14 protein-coding genes are annotated in these 15,207 nt (G+C 64.0%); 4 read left to right on the top strand and 10 right to left on the bottom strand.

Translation table 11 applies throughout. The features are described 5' to 3' along the window. Positions 1 to 130 precede the first annotated feature (130 nt). The 4 genes from FHR70_RS14365 to FHR70_RS14350 form a co-directional block, all read right to left on the bottom strand. Positions 131 to 478, bottom strand: a complete 348-nt coding sequence (locus tag FHR70_RS14365; RefSeq protein ID WP_183451254.1) for an ArsC family reductase — start codon at positions 476 to 478, stop codon at positions 131 to 133. A 3-nt stretch (positions 479 to 481) separates the two neighbouring features. Beyond that, a complete protein-coding gene (guaA, locus tag FHR70_RS14360; protein WP_183451252.1) occupies positions 482 to 2,038 on the bottom strand; it encodes a glutamine-hydrolyzing GMP synthase in 1,557 nt (518 codons plus the stop codon). A 218-nt stretch (positions 2,039 to 2,256) separates the two neighbouring features. Continuing rightward, complete coding sequence (locus FHR70_RS14355) at positions 2,257 to 3,510, bottom strand: calcium-binding protein (protein ID WP_183451250.1); 1,254 nt, start codon at positions 3,508 to 3,510, stop codon at positions 2,257 to 2,259. 240 nt (positions 3,511 to 3,750) lie between these two features. Next, on the bottom strand, positions 3,751 to 5,046 hold the full coding sequence (locus tag FHR70_RS14350; RefSeq protein WP_183451248.1) for an RsmB/NOP family class I SAM-dependent RNA methyltransferase: 1,296 nt from the start codon (positions 5,044 to 5,046) through the stop codon (positions 3,751 to 3,753). A 122-nt stretch (positions 5,047 to 5,168) separates the two neighbouring features. Between FHR70_RS14350 and FHR70_RS14345 the strand changes: the two genes are divergently transcribed. Beyond that, on the top strand, positions 5,169 to 5,318 hold the full coding sequence (locus tag FHR70_RS14345; protein ID WP_183451246.1) for a hypothetical protein: 150 nt from the start codon (positions 5,169 to 5,171) through the stop codon (positions 5,316 to 5,318). Positions 5,319 to 5,359: 41 nt separating this feature from the next. Here the strand turns inward: FHR70_RS14345 and FHR70_RS14340 are convergent, their stop codons facing one another. After that, positions 5,360 to 5,791, bottom strand: a complete 432-nt coding sequence (locus FHR70_RS14340) for an MAPEG family protein (protein ID WP_183451244.1) — start codon at positions 5,789 to 5,791, stop codon at positions 5,360 to 5,362. A gap of 21 nt (positions 5,792 to 5,812) precedes the next feature. Then, positions 5,813 to 7,306 carry an IMP dehydrogenase gene (guaB, locus tag FHR70_RS14335; RefSeq protein ID WP_183451242.1) on the bottom strand — a complete coding sequence of 498 codons (1,494 nt, stop codon included), beginning with the start codon at positions 7,304 to 7,306 and terminating at the stop codon, positions 5,813 to 5,815. A gap of 174 nt (positions 7,307 to 7,480) precedes the next feature. On the opposite strand from guaB, the gene FHR70_RS14330 reads away from it, so the two are divergent. From FHR70_RS14330 to FHR70_RS14320, 3 genes are all read left to right on the top strand, one after another. Next, complete coding sequence (locus FHR70_RS14330; protein ID WP_183451240.1) at positions 7,481 to 8,938, top strand: DHA2 family efflux MFS transporter permease subunit; 1,458 nt, start codon at positions 7,481 to 7,483, stop codon at positions 8,936 to 8,938. A 38-nt stretch (positions 8,939 to 8,976) separates the two neighbouring features. Next, entirely contained in the window at positions 8,977 to 9,837 is an 861-nt protein-coding gene (locus FHR70_RS14325; protein ID WP_183451238.1) for a dienelactone hydrolase family protein, read from the top strand. Positions 9,838 to 9,991: 154 nt separating this feature from the next. Continuing rightward, positions 9,992 to 11,005, top strand: coding sequence for a magnesium and cobalt transport protein CorA (locus FHR70_RS14320; RefSeq protein ID WP_183451236.1), 1,014 nt, complete (start codon positions 9,992 to 9,994; stop codon positions 11,003 to 11,005). 38 nt (positions 11,006 to 11,043) lie between these two features. Here the strand turns inward: FHR70_RS14320 and FHR70_RS14315 are convergent, their stop codons facing one another. From FHR70_RS14315 to FHR70_RS14300, 4 genes are all read right to left on the bottom strand, one after another. Next, positions 11,044 to 11,979, bottom strand: a complete 936-nt coding sequence (locus FHR70_RS14315) for a Gfo/Idh/MocA family protein (RefSeq protein WP_183451234.1) — start codon at positions 11,977 to 11,979, stop codon at positions 11,044 to 11,046. A gap of 42 nt (positions 11,980 to 12,021) precedes the next feature. Then, positions 12,022 to 12,732, bottom strand: coding sequence for an SAM-dependent methyltransferase (locus FHR70_RS14310; protein WP_183451232.1), 711 nt, complete (start codon positions 12,730 to 12,732; stop codon positions 12,022 to 12,024). Further along, complete coding sequence (locus FHR70_RS14305; protein WP_246408202.1) at positions 12,729 to 13,736, bottom strand: Ppx/GppA phosphatase family protein; 1,008 nt, start codon at positions 13,734 to 13,736, stop codon at positions 12,729 to 12,731. Before FHR70_RS14305 ends, FHR70_RS14310 begins: the two co-directional genes overlap by 4 nt. Before the next feature lie 239 nt (positions 13,737 to 13,975). Continuing rightward, the gene (locus FHR70_RS14300; protein WP_183451228.1) at positions 13,976 to 15,160 is read right to left on the bottom strand and encodes an aminotransferase; all 1,185 of its coding nucleotides are present in this window, start codon (positions 15,158 to 15,160) and stop codon (positions 13,976 to 13,978) included. Positions 15,161 to 15,207 lie beyond the last annotated feature (47 nt).

The following is a 15,207-nucleotide window of genomic DNA, read 5'->3' as shown; positions in this document are numbered from 1 at the left end:
CCACGTCATGGCCGGGCTCGTCCCGGCCATCCACGTCTTTGGAACCCGATGCAGGAAAACGTGGATGCCCGGCACAAGGCAGGGCATGACGGGGAGAAAGCACGGATGACGGGCAGGAGCAGGAGGGCTCTTACGGAACCGTGGCTTCGTACAAGTCAGGTCTGAATCCCACGAGGATGCGCCCATCGTGCTCAAGCACCGGACGCTTGATCATGGACGGCTGGTCGAGCATGAGCGCGAGCGCCCTATGCTCATCGAGACCTGCTTTGTCCGCATCAGGAAGCTTGCGAAAGGTCGTTCCCGCCCGGTTGAGCAGCGTCTCCCAGCCGACGCTCCGCGCCCAGCCTTCAAGCCGCGCCCGGTCGATGCCTTCGGCCTTGTAATCGTGAAAGGTGTAAGACACGCCCTTGGCGTCGAGCCAGGCACGCGCCTTCTTCATCGTGTCACAGTTCTTGATGCCGTAGAGCCTCACCGACAACGCTTACTCCCACTCGATCGTCCCAGGCGGCTTCGAGGTGATGTCGTAGGTGACCCGGTTGATGCCCTTAACCTCGTTGATGATGCGGGTCGCGACGCGGCCGAGGAAGGCCATGTCGAAGGGGTAGAAATCCGCCGTCATGCCGTCGATGGAGGTGACGGCGCGCAGGGCACAGACGTGGTCGTAGGTGCGCGCGTCGCCCATGACGCCCACTGTCTTCACCGGCAGCAGAACGGCGAAGGCCTGCCAGATCACGTCGTAGAGGCCCGCGTTGCGGATCTCCTCGAGGTAGATGGCATCGGCCTTGCGCAGGATGTCGAGCTTTTCGCGGGTGATCTCGCCGGGCACGCGGATGGCGAGGCCGGGCCCCGGGAAAGGGTGGCGGCCCACGAAGGCGTCGGGCAGGCCGAGCTCGCGGCCGAGCACCCTCACCTCGTCCTTGAAGAGCTCGCGCAGGGGCTCCACGAGTTTCATCTTCATGCGCTCGGGCAGGCCGCCCACATTGTGGTGGCTCTTGATCGTGACCGAGGGACCGCCCGTGAAGGAGACGCTCTCGATCACATCCGGATAGAGCGTGCCCTGCGCCAGGAAGTCCGCGCCGCCGATCTTCTTGGCCTCCTCGTCGAACACGTCGATGAAGAGTTTTCCGATGGTCTTGCGCTTCACCTCCGGGTCGGACACGCCTTCGAGTGCGCCGATGAACAGGTCCTGCGCCTGCACATGGACGAGCGGGATGTTGTAGTGGTCGCGGAAGAGCGTCACCACCTGCTCGGCCTCGGACGCCCGCAGCAGTCCGTGATCCACGAACACGCAGGTGAGCTGGTCGCCGATGGCCTCGTGGATCAGCACCGCCGCCACGGCGGAATCGACGCCCCCGGAAAGACCGCAGATCACCCGGCCGGTGCCGACCTGGGCGCGAATGCGCTCGATGGCTTCCTCGCGGAAGGCCTTCATGGTCCAGTCGCCCTTGCAGCCCGCGATGTCGCGCACGAAGTTGCGGATGAGCTGGGCCCCTTGCGGGGTGTGCACCACCTCGGGGTGGAACTGGACGCCGTAGAACCGGTGCTCCTCGTCGGCCACCACCGCGAAGGGGGCGTTCTCGGAGGCTGCCAGCACCTCGAAACCTTCGGGCAGCTTGGTGACCCGGTCGCCGTGGCTCATCCAGACGGGATATTTCTTGCCGACCTGCCAGACGCCCTGGAAGATCGGGCTCTCGGTCAGCACCTCGATCTCGGCGCGGCCGAACTCGGAATGGTGCCCGCCCTCGACCTCGCCGCCGAGCTGCGCCGCCATGGTCTGCTGGCCGTAGCAGATGCCGAAAACCGGCAGACCCGCCTCGAAGACCTCCTTCGGAGCCCTGGGGGACGCATCCGTGGTGACCGATTCCGGTCCGCCCGAGAGGATCACGCCCTTGGGCTTCATGGTGCGGATCGCTTCCGCCGCCTTCTGGAACGGCACCACCTCCGAATAGACCCCATCCTCGCGCACGCGCCTGGCGATGAGCTGCGTCACCTGGGAGCCGAAATCGATGATGAGGATCTTGTCGTGGGTCTGGGTCATGGTCTCTCGCGTTGGGCCCTGAGGGAAGAGCTTGATAGCCCCCGTGCTTTACCCCCATCCCGCCCCGGCTGTCATGCCTTTTGAGTCGCCACGGGCCGAAGTCCCGCGTTTTTGATGGCTGGTGGATCGGCAGCCGACACGCCGCCGCGCTGAACGGAAAGCCCCGGCTGCCGTCTAGGCAGCCGGGGCTTGAGCAAGGTGCCGTTTGGATCCGCTGGCTAGAAAACGATAAAATCGTCGTTCGTCAGCCCCAGCCGCGGGCTCAGACGGGCGAACAGGATCTGGGCGGCAGCCCCATCGCCGTCCGGATCGTAGTAGAGCGCGCCTGTTGCCCGATTATAGATGATCCTGTCATTGGCATCGTGAGCCTCGGCTCCTCGATAGAAGGCTGCTTGCGCGAGAACGCCGGCGGGCCCAGCCTCGGTGAAGATCGCGTCGTCGAGCCGGATCTTATCGTTCCTGACTGAAAACGACTGGATCCGATCCACATTCGTCGCGGCATTCAGCGCGCTGTCGAACACGAAGGAGTCGCGCCCCGCTTCTCCCCTGAGCACATCGTTCCCATCACCACCGTTGAGCCGGTCGTTTCCTGATCCACCGATGATGGTGTCGTTCCCCAGGTTGCCGCTGAGGCTGTCATTTCCCGACTTACCCTGCAGGCTGTTCGAACGATCATCGCCCACGAGCCGGTCAGCAAAGCGGGTGCCGACAACGCCTTCAATTGAAACATAGCTGTCGCCGATGGCGTTCAGGCCCTGATTTTGGCTCGCATCGGCAAGGTTTACCGTCACGCCTCGTGACCCGGTGTGATACATATCGTATCGGGCGAAATCGAAGCCGCCGCCGCCGTTCAGGACATCGGCGCCCCGTCCGCCGACAAGAACGTTTCTGAGATCGTTGCCGATCAGCGTATCGGCAAAGTCGCTGCCCTGCAGGCCTTCGATCGAAATGTATGTATCGCCCGCGGCATGGCCGGTATTCACGGAGGGATCGGCAAGGCTGGCGGTCACGCCCGTGGGGTCCGCCTTGTAGCGCGCGAAGTCGAGGCCGCGCCCCCCGTTGAGAGCGTCCGCACCGGCCACACCTTCGAGGACGTTGTCCCGGGAGTTGCCCGTGAGATTGTCGTCGAAGCGGCCACCCCTCACGCGCTCAATCGAGGAATATCGATCTCCAAGGGCTTCTCCCGTGTTCCGGGCCGCATTGGCCAGGTTGACGGTCACGGCCGTTGCCGCATTCCGATAATCGGCCCAGTCCTCACCGGTCCCGCCGATGAGGCGATCGCGTCCGGGACCGCCGCGCAGAAGGTCATCGCCCGAGCCCCCGTTCAGAATGTCGTTCCCGCGTCCGCCGAGGATTGTATCGTCTCCTGCAAGACCAATGAGGGTGTCGTTCCCCGCACGGCCATCGAGGGAGTCGTTTGCCCTCGTTCCCGTCAACGCATTGCCGCGACTGGTTCCTATGCGCACAACCACTGCTGTTCTCCCTGACAACCGCCCCCGTTTCTTCGAATGATTGCCGCGAGAGTAGATTCATCTGGAAGAGCAGCAAGCACTCTTCCTGTCTAAGCACATCGGACAGAGAGATTATTTTCCGATGAATACATCAATACTTCAGACATCATTCCTGAAAGGCACCGAGTTTAAACAACAAATCCAAATATACAGTGTAGTCTGGATATCCTTTGGATTAGCCCAGGAGAGAAAGTCCGTCGTCTAGGCCTTCCGCAGCACAGCGACGAAGAAGCCGTCGGTGCCGGTCTGCTGCGGCGTCAGCTGGAGCCCATAGGCGGTCCGGCGAGTGGCGTTCTTGAGAAATCCGAGCCCAGGCTTTCCCAGCAATTCCTCATGGGAGACCGGCCTGAAGCCTTCGTGACGCTCCACGAAACTGGAAAGCGCGTCGTCGTTCTCCTCAGGCAGGATCGAGCAGGTGATGTAGACGATGCGGCCGCCCGGCTTCACCAGTCTGGCCGCCCGGTCGAGCACCGTCGCCTGCTCCTTGCGCCGGGTCTCCAGGCTGCCGGGCCGGAGGCGCCATTTGGCATCGGGGTTGCGCCTCCAGGTGCCCACGCCCGTGCAGGGCGCGTCAACGAGAACGCAGTCGATCCGCCCGTCGAGATCGGACACCGCATCGGCCTTGTTGCGCGGCGTGCGGACCTGGACGTTGCGCACGCCCGCCCGGGTCAGGCGCTCATGAATGGGCGCGAGACGGCGCGCGTCGTTGTCGGTTGCGTAGATCTGGCCGTGGTTCTCCATCATGGCCGCGAGCGCCAGGGTCTTGCCGCCGCCGCCCGCACAGAGATCCACCACCTGCTCGCCGGGCTCGGCCCCGGAGAGCAGCGCCACGAGCTGCGAGCCCTCGTCCTGGATCTCGAGCCAGCCTTTCAGAAACTCCGGCTCCGACTGCACGGCTGGCCCGCGCCCGTCCTCGCCCGGCATGATCCGCAATCCCAGCGGCGAAAGCGGCGTTTCGACCGCACCCAGATGCGGCAGGGCATCATGCGCCTCCTCGCGGGAGGAGACTTTGAGCGTGTTCACCCGAAGGTCCAGGGGCGCACGGGTGGCGAGCGCCTGCATTTCGGGCACGAGATCATCGCCGAGCAGGCGCTGGAGGAATGGCTCGATCCAGTCGGGAAAATCACCGGCGATGTGAGGCGGGGCGCCGGAGAGATCGGCCTTGTCCAGCCGCTCGCGCTCATTCGCCGACAAAGGCTCAGGTGCGAAGCGCTCGCCGGAACAGAGCGCCGCGATGGCGTCGACGTTAAGCCCCCGCTGCAGCCGCAGCATACCGAGCACGACGGCGCGAGGAGCGTTGTCGCCCATGATCCATCCGGCGGAAGCTTTCCGCCGCAGGGCGTCGTAGACGAGGCTCGCGATGGCGGCCCGGTCCTTGGAGCCGGCGAAGCGATGCGACAGACCCCAATCCTTGAGGGCGTCAGATGCCGGGCGGCGCCGGGCGTCGATATCGGCCAGGACCTCGATGGCGGCAGAGATGCGGGCGGCAGGTGTCATGAGAAAAGCACACTCGAGCTTGGCCGTAGATACGACACAATGTTTCCTATTTTCAGTCCCGATCAGACGTGACTTGAGAGATTACGTGCATTCCGCACGATTCCTCTTTGGAGACCAATCTTATGTTGACCCGCCTGACCCGCGGCCTTGCTGCCCTCGGCCTCACCCTCGCGATCGCCGCCTGCGCCACGGCCCCGGCCGCCGACATCCAGCCGCCTCCGATGAAGCAGCTTGATGCCAAGACGCAGCTCGAAAGCGGACGTCGTTACTAGCTGCCTGAGCGGGATGGGCGCAGAGCCCATCCCGTCCTTACTTAAACGCCGGCCTCCGCCGCAAAGATGCGGACGGCGAAGACGATCCACATGGCTGCCAGAATCAGCACGCCCACCAGGAACGCCATAAAGCGTATGGAAACCTTGTTCGAGGTGACGTGGATGGCCGCATGAACCAGGCGGGTCGCCACGAACATCCATGACATCACCACGAAGAGCATGTCCGCCTTGCGGGTGATCAGCGCCAGAGCCACCAGGGCATAGAACAGCACCGGCAGCTCGAACTGGTTCTGATACGAATTCTGGAGCTGCAGGATGCGCTTGGGCCAGACACGCTCTCCAAGCGCGATGTCCCTGACCTTCACCTCGCCGGCCCGGAGTGTACTCAGTCGGGAGCTGCCGAGGGAGAAAAGCAGGATGAGGGTGAGCCCGACCAGAACAAGGACGGGCAGGATGACGGCGGAGATGCTCATGAATCGGGACTCGCGTGAAGCTTAACTGCGAGTCGGATAATTAGGGCTTTCCCGCGTGATCGTCACGTCGTGGACGTGGCTCTCGCGCAGTCCCGCGGAGGTGATGCGGATGAACTGCGCCTTTTCCCGGAATTCCGGCAGGGTCGCGGCGCCTACATAGCCCATGGAGGCACGAAGCCCGCCGGTGAGCTGGTGCAGGACCGCCGAGACCGGCCCCTTATAGGCCACCTGCCCCTCGATGCCCTCCGGCACGAGCTTGAGGGTGTCGCGCACCTCCGCCTGGAAGTAGCGGTCGGCCGAGCCGCGGGCCATGGCGCCCACGGAGCCCATGCCACGATAGGCCTTGTAGGAGCGACCCTGGTACAGGAAGGTCTCGCCGGGGGTCTCGTCCGTGCCGGCAAGCAGCGAGCCCACCATGGCGCAGGAGGCGCCGGCGGCGAGCGCCTTGGCGAGGTCGCCCGAGAACTTGATGCCGCCATCGGCGATCACCGGAATGTCGGCCTGAGCCGCCGCCTCGACCGCTTCCATGATGGCGGTGAGCTGGGGCACGCCGACGCCCGCCACGATGCGGGTGGTGCAGATGGAGCCCGGGCCGATGCCGACCTTGACCGCGTCGGCACCGGCATCGATGAGCGCCTGGGCGCCCTCGCGGGTCGCCACGTTGCCGGCGATGACCTGAACGGCGTTGGAGAGCTTCTTCACGCGGGTGACGCTCTCCAGCACCTTCACGGAATGGCCGTGGGCGGTGTCGACCACCACCACGTCGCAGCCCGCATCGATGAGGCGCTCGGCGCGCTCGAAGCCCTGCTCGCCTGTGGTCGTAGCAGCAGCCACCAGGAGGCGCCCCTGCACGTCCTTGGCGGCATTCGGATAGGCCACCTGCTTCTCGATGTCCTTCACGGTGATCAGGCCGATGCAGCGGAAGTGATCGTCGACGACCAGGAGCTTCTCGATGCGGAACTGGTGCAGGAGGTGGCGGGCCTCGTCCTGGCTCACGCCCTCGCGGACCGTGATCAGCCGGTCCTTGGTCATGAGCTCCGAGACCTTCTGGCCCGGATTGCTGGCAAAGCGCACGTCGCGGTTGGTCAGGATGCCGACGAGCTTGCCCTTGGCGCCGCCGGGTCCGCGCTCGACCACCGGAATGCCCGAGATGCCGTGATGCTTCATCATCGACAGCGCATCGGCCAGGGTCTCGTCCGGGAAGATCGTGATGGGGTTCATCACCATGCCGGATTCGTAACGCTTCACGAGGCGGACCTGCTCGGCCTGGGCCTCCGGCTCGAGGTTGCGGTGAATGACGCCGAGGCCGCCGTTCTGGGCCATGGCAATGGCCATGCGGGCTTCCGTCACTGTGTCCATGGCGGAGGCGATGATCGGCATGTTGAGGCGGATGGTCTTGGTCAGCTTGGTGGCGACGTCCACGTCGCCGGGCATCACCTCGGAGCGGCCGGGCCGGAGCAGCACGTCATCGAAGGTCAGTCCATCGATGATCTTATCGGCGAATACAGAGGCCATGGCCAACTCCTTGAAGTGCTGCGCGTATGGAAGGATAACGCTTTGGCGGGTTGGCACGGGTCCGTAGCACGGCGTTTCATTTTCGCAAAGGGTTGAGAGGCGCATCCCCAGAAGATCTGCAATGCGCCTGTTTGCCCTTTGCAATGACACGACAGAGCGCTAAGTCCGGCGGTCATGCGTCAATCCCGCCTTCTCCCGCTGATCATCGCGACGGCCCTGTTCATGGAGAACATGGATTCGACCGTGATCTCCACATCGCTGCCGATGATCGCTCAGGACCTGGGAACGCAGCCCATCGCCCTCAAGCTGGCGCTGACCTCCTATCTGGTGAGCCTTGCGATCTTCATCCCGATCTCGGGCTGGATGGCCGACAAGTACGGGGCGAGAACGATCTTCACCCTGGCCATCGGCGTGTTCATGGCGGGCTCCATCGCCTGCGCGGCAGCCAATTCCCTCGAATGGTTCGTGTTCTCCCGCTTCGTCCAAGGGGCCGGCGGAGCCATGATGGTGCCGGTGGGACGCCTCGTGCTCCTGCGCAGCGTGGCCCGCAGCGAGGTGGTGCAGGCGCTCGCGACCCTGACGATCCCAGCCCTGATCGGCCCCATCATCGGACCGCCGCTCGGCGGCTTCATCACGGAATTCGCCCACTGGCGCTGGATCTTCTTCATCAACATTCCCATCGGGATCATCGGAATCGTGTGTGCCCTGAAGTTCGTGCCGAACATCAAGGAAGACGATACACCGCCGTTGGATCTCATCGGCTTTCTGCTGACCGGAGTGGGTTTTTCCCTGCTGATGCTCGGTTTCTCCACCACTGGGCAGCATCTCGTCCCGCCCCAGATTTCGAGCAGCTGCATGGCGATCGGAGCTGCCAGCCTGGTCCTTTACGTCTTTCACGCCAAGCGCACCCCCTACCCGGTCCTGCATCTGAGCCTGCTCAAGGTGCCGACCTTTCGCGTCAGTGTCGTGGGCGGGTCGCTCTTCCGCATCGGCATCGGGGCAATCCCGTTCCTGCTGCCGCTGATGCTGCAGGTGGGCTTCGGCTTAGGCCCCCTGGCCTCGGGCTCGCTCACCTTCATCGCGGCCGTCGGCGCGCTGTTCATGAAGACCATGGCCAAGCGCATCCTCGAACGCACAGGCTTTCGCCGGCTGCTCACCATCAACGCCTTCATCGGCGCCGCTTTCGTGGCCGCCAACGGGTTCTTCACCCCCGAGACGCCGCACTGGCTCATCATGATCATCCTGCTGGTCGGCGGCTGCTTCCGCTCGCTTCAGTTCACCAGCCTCAATGCTATCGGCTACGCGGAAATCTCCAACCGCGAAATGAGCTATGCCACGAGCCTGGGGAGCGCTCTGCAGCAGGTCTCTCTCAGCATCGGCGTGGCCTTCGGGGCCTTCGTGCTGGAGATGGCATCGAGCTACGACGGCACGCCCGGGATCACGGCCGCCGACTTCGGCCCGGCCTTCTGGGCGGTTGCCACCATCTCGGCCCTGTCGGGCTTCATCTTCCTCCAGCTCTCGCCGACGGCAGGGGCCGAGATGTCGGGACACCGGGCCGTCGAGCGCAAGCCTGCCGCGACGGGCCTGGGCGACGGCACTACAAATCTCGGTGAAGAGGTAGAACGGCGATAGGAATGCCTTACCATGCCCTCTGTGACCAGGAGGCCCTCATGGATCAGCGCATCATCGACCTCTACGACGACTTCACCCATGGCGGCATGAGCCGCCGCTCCTTCCTCGACAAGCTTGCGGCTCTCGCCGGCAGTGCCGCCGGTGCAGCGGCCATCCTGCCGATCCTGCAGAACAATTATGCCCAGGCTCAGACCGTGCCGGAGACGGACCCTCGGATCACCGCCGAGACCGTGGACATTCCCGGCGGGCAGCCCGGCCTCAAGGGCTATCTGGTGAAGCCGAAGGATGCTCAGGCCAAGCTCCCGACCGTCATCGTGATCCACGAGAACCGGGGCCTGAACCCGCATATCAGGGATGTGACGCGGCGCATGGCAACAGAGGGCTTCATCGCGCTTGGGCTCGATTACCTCTCCCCCATGGGCGGCACGCCCGCCGACGAGGACAAGGGCCGGGAGATGATCGGTCAACTCAAGCAGCCCGACGTGATCGCCAACGGCAAGGCCACGGTGGCCTATCTCCGGGGCCGTCCGGACAGCAACGGCAAGGTCGGGGCCATCGGCTTCTGTTGGGGCGGCGGCGCAGTGAACAGTCTCGCGGTCAACGAGCCGAACCTGAACGCGGGCGTGGCCTATTACGGCGGCCAGCCGAAGGCGGAGGACGTGCCGAAGATGCAGGCCGCGATCATGCTGCACTACGCAAGCCTCGACGAGCGCATCAATGCGGGCATTCCAGCCTACGAGGCGGCCCTGAAGCAGGCCGGCAAGACCTACGAGATCCACATGTACCAGGGCGTCAACCACGCCTTCAACAACGACACCAACGCGGCGCGCTACGACAAGACGGCGGCCGATCAGGCGTGGCAGCGGACGGTGGCGTTCTTGAAGAAGAATTTGGCGTAGCTGAATTCAAACAGTGTCTCCTCGGGACTGCAAAGCGGAACCCGGGATCGCCCTTCGCGAGTCATTTCCGATCCTTGGAATCGATTGGTCAAGGCGCGGACAAGGGTATTTCGCTGCCTTGGCACTCGTTGGTCATGCTTCGCGTTAGGTAAGCATGGCCAAGTCTCTCAAACTTGTTTCAGGGCAGCCCGTACATCCTCCCGGTGTTGTTGCCTCGGCCGTATACGCACAGGGTCGCCGTCTGGCCGACATCGCCATCGAGGGCGCGGGGGATTGGGCGCGCAAACCCGGGCATGTGGTGTGGATCGGCCTGCACGAGCCCGGCCTCGACCTTCTCAGAACGGTGCAGGCAGAGTTCGGCCTGCACGATCTTGCCATCGAGGATGCCCTCAAGGCGCACCAGAGGCCCAAGCTCGAACTATACGGCGAGGCCCTGTTCGTCGTCGCGCGCACAGCCCAGATGCTGGAGGGGCGTATCGCTTTCGGAGAGACCCACCTTTTTCTCGGAAGAGGTTACGTGGTTTCCGTCAGGCACGGCGCCTCGACGACTTATCTCCCGGTGCGCGAACGCTGCGAGGCTATTCCTCACGCGTTCTCGGAGGGCGAGGACTTCATACTCTATGCCATCCTCGACTTCATCGTCGACAATTATGTGCCGGTGATCGAGTGCATTCAGGAGGAGGTGGAAGGGATCGAAGACAACATCCTCGCGGAAGCGTCGGGCCAGACCTATGTGCGACGGCTCTACGAACTGCGCCGCGACCTCCTGCGGCTGCGCAATGCCGTGGTCCCGCTGGTGGAAGTCTGCCGGCGCCTTGCGCAGCCGGGTCTGCCGGGCATCGACGCCACGATGCACCCGCTGTTCCGCGATGTGTCCGATCACATCCGCCGTGTTCAGGAGGAGATCGAATCCTTGCGCGAGGTGCTGGCATTCGCGTTCGAGACCAGCCTGATGACCGGGCAGGCTCAGCAGACCGAAATTACACGCAAGCTGGCCGCCTGGGCGGCCATCCTGGCGGTGCCAACGGCGGTGGCAGGCATCTACGGCATGAACTTCGACATCATACCCGAGTTGCACTGGAAATACGGCTATGCCGTCGTATTGCTGGTCATCGCAATGATGTGTGGATTGCTGTACTGGCGCTTCCGCCGAAGCCGCTGGCTGTAGGGTCGATTGCGAAATCGTCGCTGGACGACGTCCGCAGCTCAATCCTCGAACGCGTCCACCTGCTCCCGCTTGCCGATCATGAAGGCGTCGGCCACGAGGCGGAAGGGAGCGTCATCGACCTCGGAATGGCCGATGGTCAAGAGGGCGTCGAAGCGCCGGTAGATGCCCTGGTACTCGGCAGGCTCCTCCTGCACCACCACTCGTCCGTTGATCTCGAGACAGCTGCCGCCGTGGGTGAGTTTCAGCTGCATGCCGGCCTCGGTCTCCACCTCGATATCCCAGGTCTGCGGGCCGGTCTGGCGCCAGTCGAACACGGCTTGCAGATCGCCCTGCCCGTGGCTCATGGAGAAGGTCAGGTTCGCGGCGATGGGCGCGTCGCGGTTGGCCGGAAACTCCAGGCTCGAGGTCTTGATGAAGACCGGCTCGGGCATGATGCGGGTGACGATGGAGAGCGCGTTGATGCCCGGATCGAAGACGCCGAAGCCGCCCGCTTCCCAAATCCATTGCTGGCCTGGATGCCAGTGCCGGACATCCTCCTTCCAGGTCACGAGGAGGCGCTTGATCGACCAGCCGGCGAGCGCCTTCTTGGCCTCATCGACGGCCTTGTTGTACTGGGCGTGCCAAGTGGTGAAAACCACCTTTCCGGTCTTCGCGGCCAGTACCCTCAGATCCTCGAGCTCGCTCAACGTGGCAGCCGGGGGCTTTTCCAAGAGCACGCTCTTGCCGGCGAGCAGCGCCTCACGGGCAATCTGGTGGCGGACCTGCGGCGGAGTGCAAATCGAGACTGCATCGACGTCCGGCAGCTTCAGAAGCTCGCGATAGTCCTGAAAGGTGTATTTCGCATCCTCATGGGAGAGCCCCCGGGTGCTCGACACGGCGAGAAGCTCGAAATCCGGGTTGGACTTGATCACGGGCAGATGCTGATCCTGCGCGATCTTGCCGAGGCCGATGATGCCGATGCGATGCACTGCCATGGTCGTGGCTCCTTCAAAATCCGAGGCGTCGGGCAAGGCCTGTCAGGCTTCGGGCGTTTCGTCCGCCCGTCCCCGGAAACCGGTGGCCATCACATAGAGTTCCGCCGAGTCGGCCCGGCTCGCCGCCGGCTTCACGTGGCGCACCACGGCGAAGTCGCGCTTGAGGTCGGCGAGAAGCTGGTTCTCGGTGCCGCCCTGGAACACCTTGGCGATGAAGGCGCCACCGGGCGCCAGGATCTCGCGGGCGAAGTAGATCGCGGCCTCGGCGAGGCCGATGATGCGCAGGTGGTCGGTCTTCTTGTGGCCGGTGGTGTTGGCCGCCATGTCCGACATGACGATGTCGGCGGGCCCGCCCAGCATCTCGATCAGCTTGCCCGGAGCGCTCTCGTCCAGGAAGTCGAGCTGGATGAACTCGACGCCCGGCATGGGATCGATGGGCAGGAGATCGATGCCGACCACCTTGCCTTTCGGCCCCACCACCTTGGCGGCGATTTGGGACCAGCCGCCGGGAGCCGCGCCGAGATCGACCACCCGCTGGCCGGGTTTCAGGATGCGGTACTTCTCGTCGATCTCCAAAAGCTTGAAGGCCGCGCGCGAGCGGTAGCCCTCGCGCTTGGCGCGGGCGACATAAGGGTCGTTGAGCTGGCGCTCCAGCCATTTCTGCGAAGAGAGGGACCGCTTGTTGGCGGTTTTCACGCGCTGCTTGAGATTGCGGACACCCGAACCGGAACCCGAACTGGACTTGGCACTCACCTTGGGCTGCCCCCTCGCCACACGGAATCCTCTCGCATCATGTTCATCAAAATTCCTTCGCGCAGACCGCGATCAGCGATGCGCAGGCGCTCCGACGGGAACGCCCGCCGGATCGCTTCCAAAATGGCGCAGCCGGCGAGAACCAGATCGGCCCGCTCCTTGCCGATACAGGGATTCGCCGCCCGCTGTGTAAAGTCCGAATGCAGCAAACGATCCATCACCGTCGAGATCTCGCCGTTGCGCATCCACATTCCATCCACCCGGCGCCGGTCATAGCGTGCGAGCCCTAAGTGAATGCCCCCGACCGTGGTGACGGTTCCCGAGGTTCCGAGCAGGTGGAAGTTGTGGGCGCGCCCCGCCTGAGCGGCCACGAGGGCGAAATCCATGAGAAGCTCGGATACTTCCTCGACCATGCCCTCGAAGATCTTGGGCGTGACGTCGATGCCACCGTGGCGCTCGGCGAGAGTCACCACGCCAACGGGAAGAGAATCCCAGGCGCGAATGCGCTTGCACGGATCGGCGAAGGCATGCGGAGCCCGGCCATCGAGCCAGGCGATCTCGGTGGATCCGCCCCCGATGTCGAACACGATGACGGACTGCGCCTTGGGATCGACCAGCGACGCGCAGCCCGTGACCGCGAGATAGGCCTCGGTCTTGCGGTCGACGATCTCGAGTTCAAGGTCGAGCTCATCGCGAACACGGTCGATGAAGGCTGGACCGTTCTCGGCGAGCCGGCACGCTTCGGTGGCGACGAGTCGCGCGCGCCTCACATCCTTCGCCGTCATCTTCTCGCGGCAGACGCGCAGTGCATCAATCGTGCGCTCGATGGCGCCGTCGCTGAGCCGGTTGCCGAGGCCGAGCCCCTCGCCCAGCCGCACGATCCGCGAGAAGGCATCGACGACCCGGAAGCCGAAATGTGCAGGCTCTGCAATGAGAAGACGGCAATTGTTCGTGCCGAGATCGAGCGCCGCGTAGCTTCTCGATGAGCGTCGCCGCGCCTCCATCCTGGCCGTCGGCGCAGGAGTGTCAGCCACCCAGGATGCACCGTGTGCCGAGCCGCTGAGCGGTTCGGCAAGCCGGTCACCTTCTGCTGTCACGTCCGCTTTGACGGTCAAAACTCAAGTCCCCGCGGCACCCGGTTCAGGCGCCTGTTTGACCAAGAGAGTAACCATCGCCCCATGGTCCTGCCAAGGGTGCCCCTCTGAGTTTATGGTTTTGCCTCGAAGGAGGTACGAAGGACCGACTAGAGCGACAGACCCCGAAAGCGCTCCGTTAAGCCGCTTAAAACATCTGCGCCGACATTGGCGATCGCCACCCGCAGATGCCCTTCCTGACCAGGGCCGAAATAGCTTCCGGGCAGGCACAGAACACCCCGTTCGGTTGCTAGTTTCTCTGCCACCTGCTGCGCTTTGGCGCCGGAAAATGGATGCCGCACATAAGCGAAATAGGCGCCGACCGACTCGATTTTCCATTCCGGCAGCGGCGCGAGCGCGTCCTGAAAAACCTGTGCACGGCGGTTGATCTCCGCCCGGTTCCCCTCGCGCCAGTCCCGTAGGCCGTCGATGGCCCAGGGCAGCGCGCCTTGAGCGGTTCGCGGGGGGCAAATCTGGATGCAATCGAGAATCTTGGCGATCTGCTCAATGAGCTTGGCGTCGGCTGTGATCGCGCCAGTGCGGTGGCCGGGGATCGCGTAGGATTTCGAGAAGGAATAGAGCTGGATCACCGTGTCGCGCCAGTCCTCACGGGTGAAAAGCCCGTGAGCGCGGTTCATTTCCTGCGGCAGAAAATCCCGGTAAGTCTCGTCGATCACGAGATAAAGACCGCGTCTGGCGCAGAGCTGCGCGAAGCTGTCGATCACATGGGCCGGGTAGACGGCACCGGTCGGGTTGTTGGGCGTGACGAGCACGATGGCCCTGACCTTCTCGTCGATCAGCGCTTCGGCATCCTCGATGCGCGGCACGAATCCGCTCTCCGCACGGCAGGGCAATGGACGCGGCTCGATGCCCAACATGTCCAATGTCATCTGATGATTGAAGTACCAGGGCGTGGGCAACAGCACCGCCTCATTGCGATGAGCGAGCAGCATCATGGCGGCGAAGAACGCCATGTTGCAGCCGGCCGTCACCGCTGTGTCCTCAGGCTCGATCCGGCCCTCGTAGACACGAGACAGCTCGGCAGCATATGCCTCTCTGAGCGGCGCATCGCCGTTGATGGGGCCATATTGCGAGCCGGCCGCCGCGCCGGCGATGGCGGCCATCCGCCCCAGCAGCTCCGCATGGGGCGCATTGCCCGGCACCGCTTGGGAGAGGTTGATCAGCGGCCCGTATGAACCGTCATAGCGCCGGGTCCAGGCCTGGGCCTCCGGAATGGGAGGGCTGCCGACATCGGCTACGAGAGGATTGATGGGATGGGCAGGACCGCTCGTCATGAAACCGCTCGACTTCGTAAAATGAGAAAGGGCAGGACGCCCGGTGA

Origin of the sequence: Microvirga lupini, assembly GCF_014191055.1 — a bacterium.
Taxonomy (GTDB): Bacteria; Pseudomonadota; Alphaproteobacteria; order Rhizobiales; family Beijerinckiaceae; genus Microvirga; species Microvirga lupini_A.
Note: the sequence above shows the minus strand (reverse complement) of the source record. Positions and strands in the feature narration are given on the sequence as shown.

Bases quoted from the DNA above. Each gene is read 5' to 3' on its own strand.
- guaA (WP_183451252.1), bottom strand. From the start codon at position 2,038: ATGACCCAGACCCACGACAAGATCCTCATCATCGATTTCGGCTCCCAG.
- FHR70_RS14350 (WP_183451248.1), bottom strand. From the start codon at position 5,046: ATGACACCTGCCGCCCGCATCTCTGCCGCCATCGAGGTCCTGGCCGAT.
- FHR70_RS14345 (WP_183451246.1), top strand. From the start codon at position 5,169: ATGTTGACCCGCCTGACCCGCGGCCTTGCTGCCCTCGGCCTCACCCTC.
- FHR70_RS14340 (WP_183451244.1), bottom strand. From the start codon at position 5,791: ATGAGCATCTCCGCCGTCATCCTGCCCGTCCTTGTTCTGGTCGGGCTC.
- guaB (WP_183451242.1), bottom strand. From the start codon at position 7,306: ATGGCCTCTGTATTCGCCGATAAGATCATCGATGGACTGACCTTCGAT.
- FHR70_RS14330 (WP_183451240.1), top strand. From the start codon at position 7,481: ATGCGTCAATCCCGCCTTCTCCCGCTGATCATCGCGACGGCCCTGTTC.
- FHR70_RS14325 (WP_183451238.1), top strand. From the start codon at position 8,977: ATGGATCAGCGCATCATCGACCTCTACGACGACTTCACCCATGGCGGC.
- FHR70_RS14320 (WP_183451236.1), top strand. From the start codon at position 9,992: ATGGCCAAGTCTCTCAAACTTGTTTCAGGGCAGCCCGTACATCCTCCC.
- FHR70_RS14315 (WP_183451234.1), bottom strand. From the start codon at position 11,979: ATGGCAGTGCATCGCATCGGCATCATCGGCCTCGGCAAGATCGCGCAG.
- FHR70_RS14305 (WP_246408202.1), bottom strand. From the start codon at position 13,736: ATGGAGGCGCGGCGACGCTCATCGAGAAGCTACGCGGCGCTCGATCTC.
- FHR70_RS14300 (WP_183451228.1), bottom strand. From the start codon at position 15,160: ATGACGAGCGGTCCTGCCCATCCCATCAATCCTCTCGTAGCCGATGTC.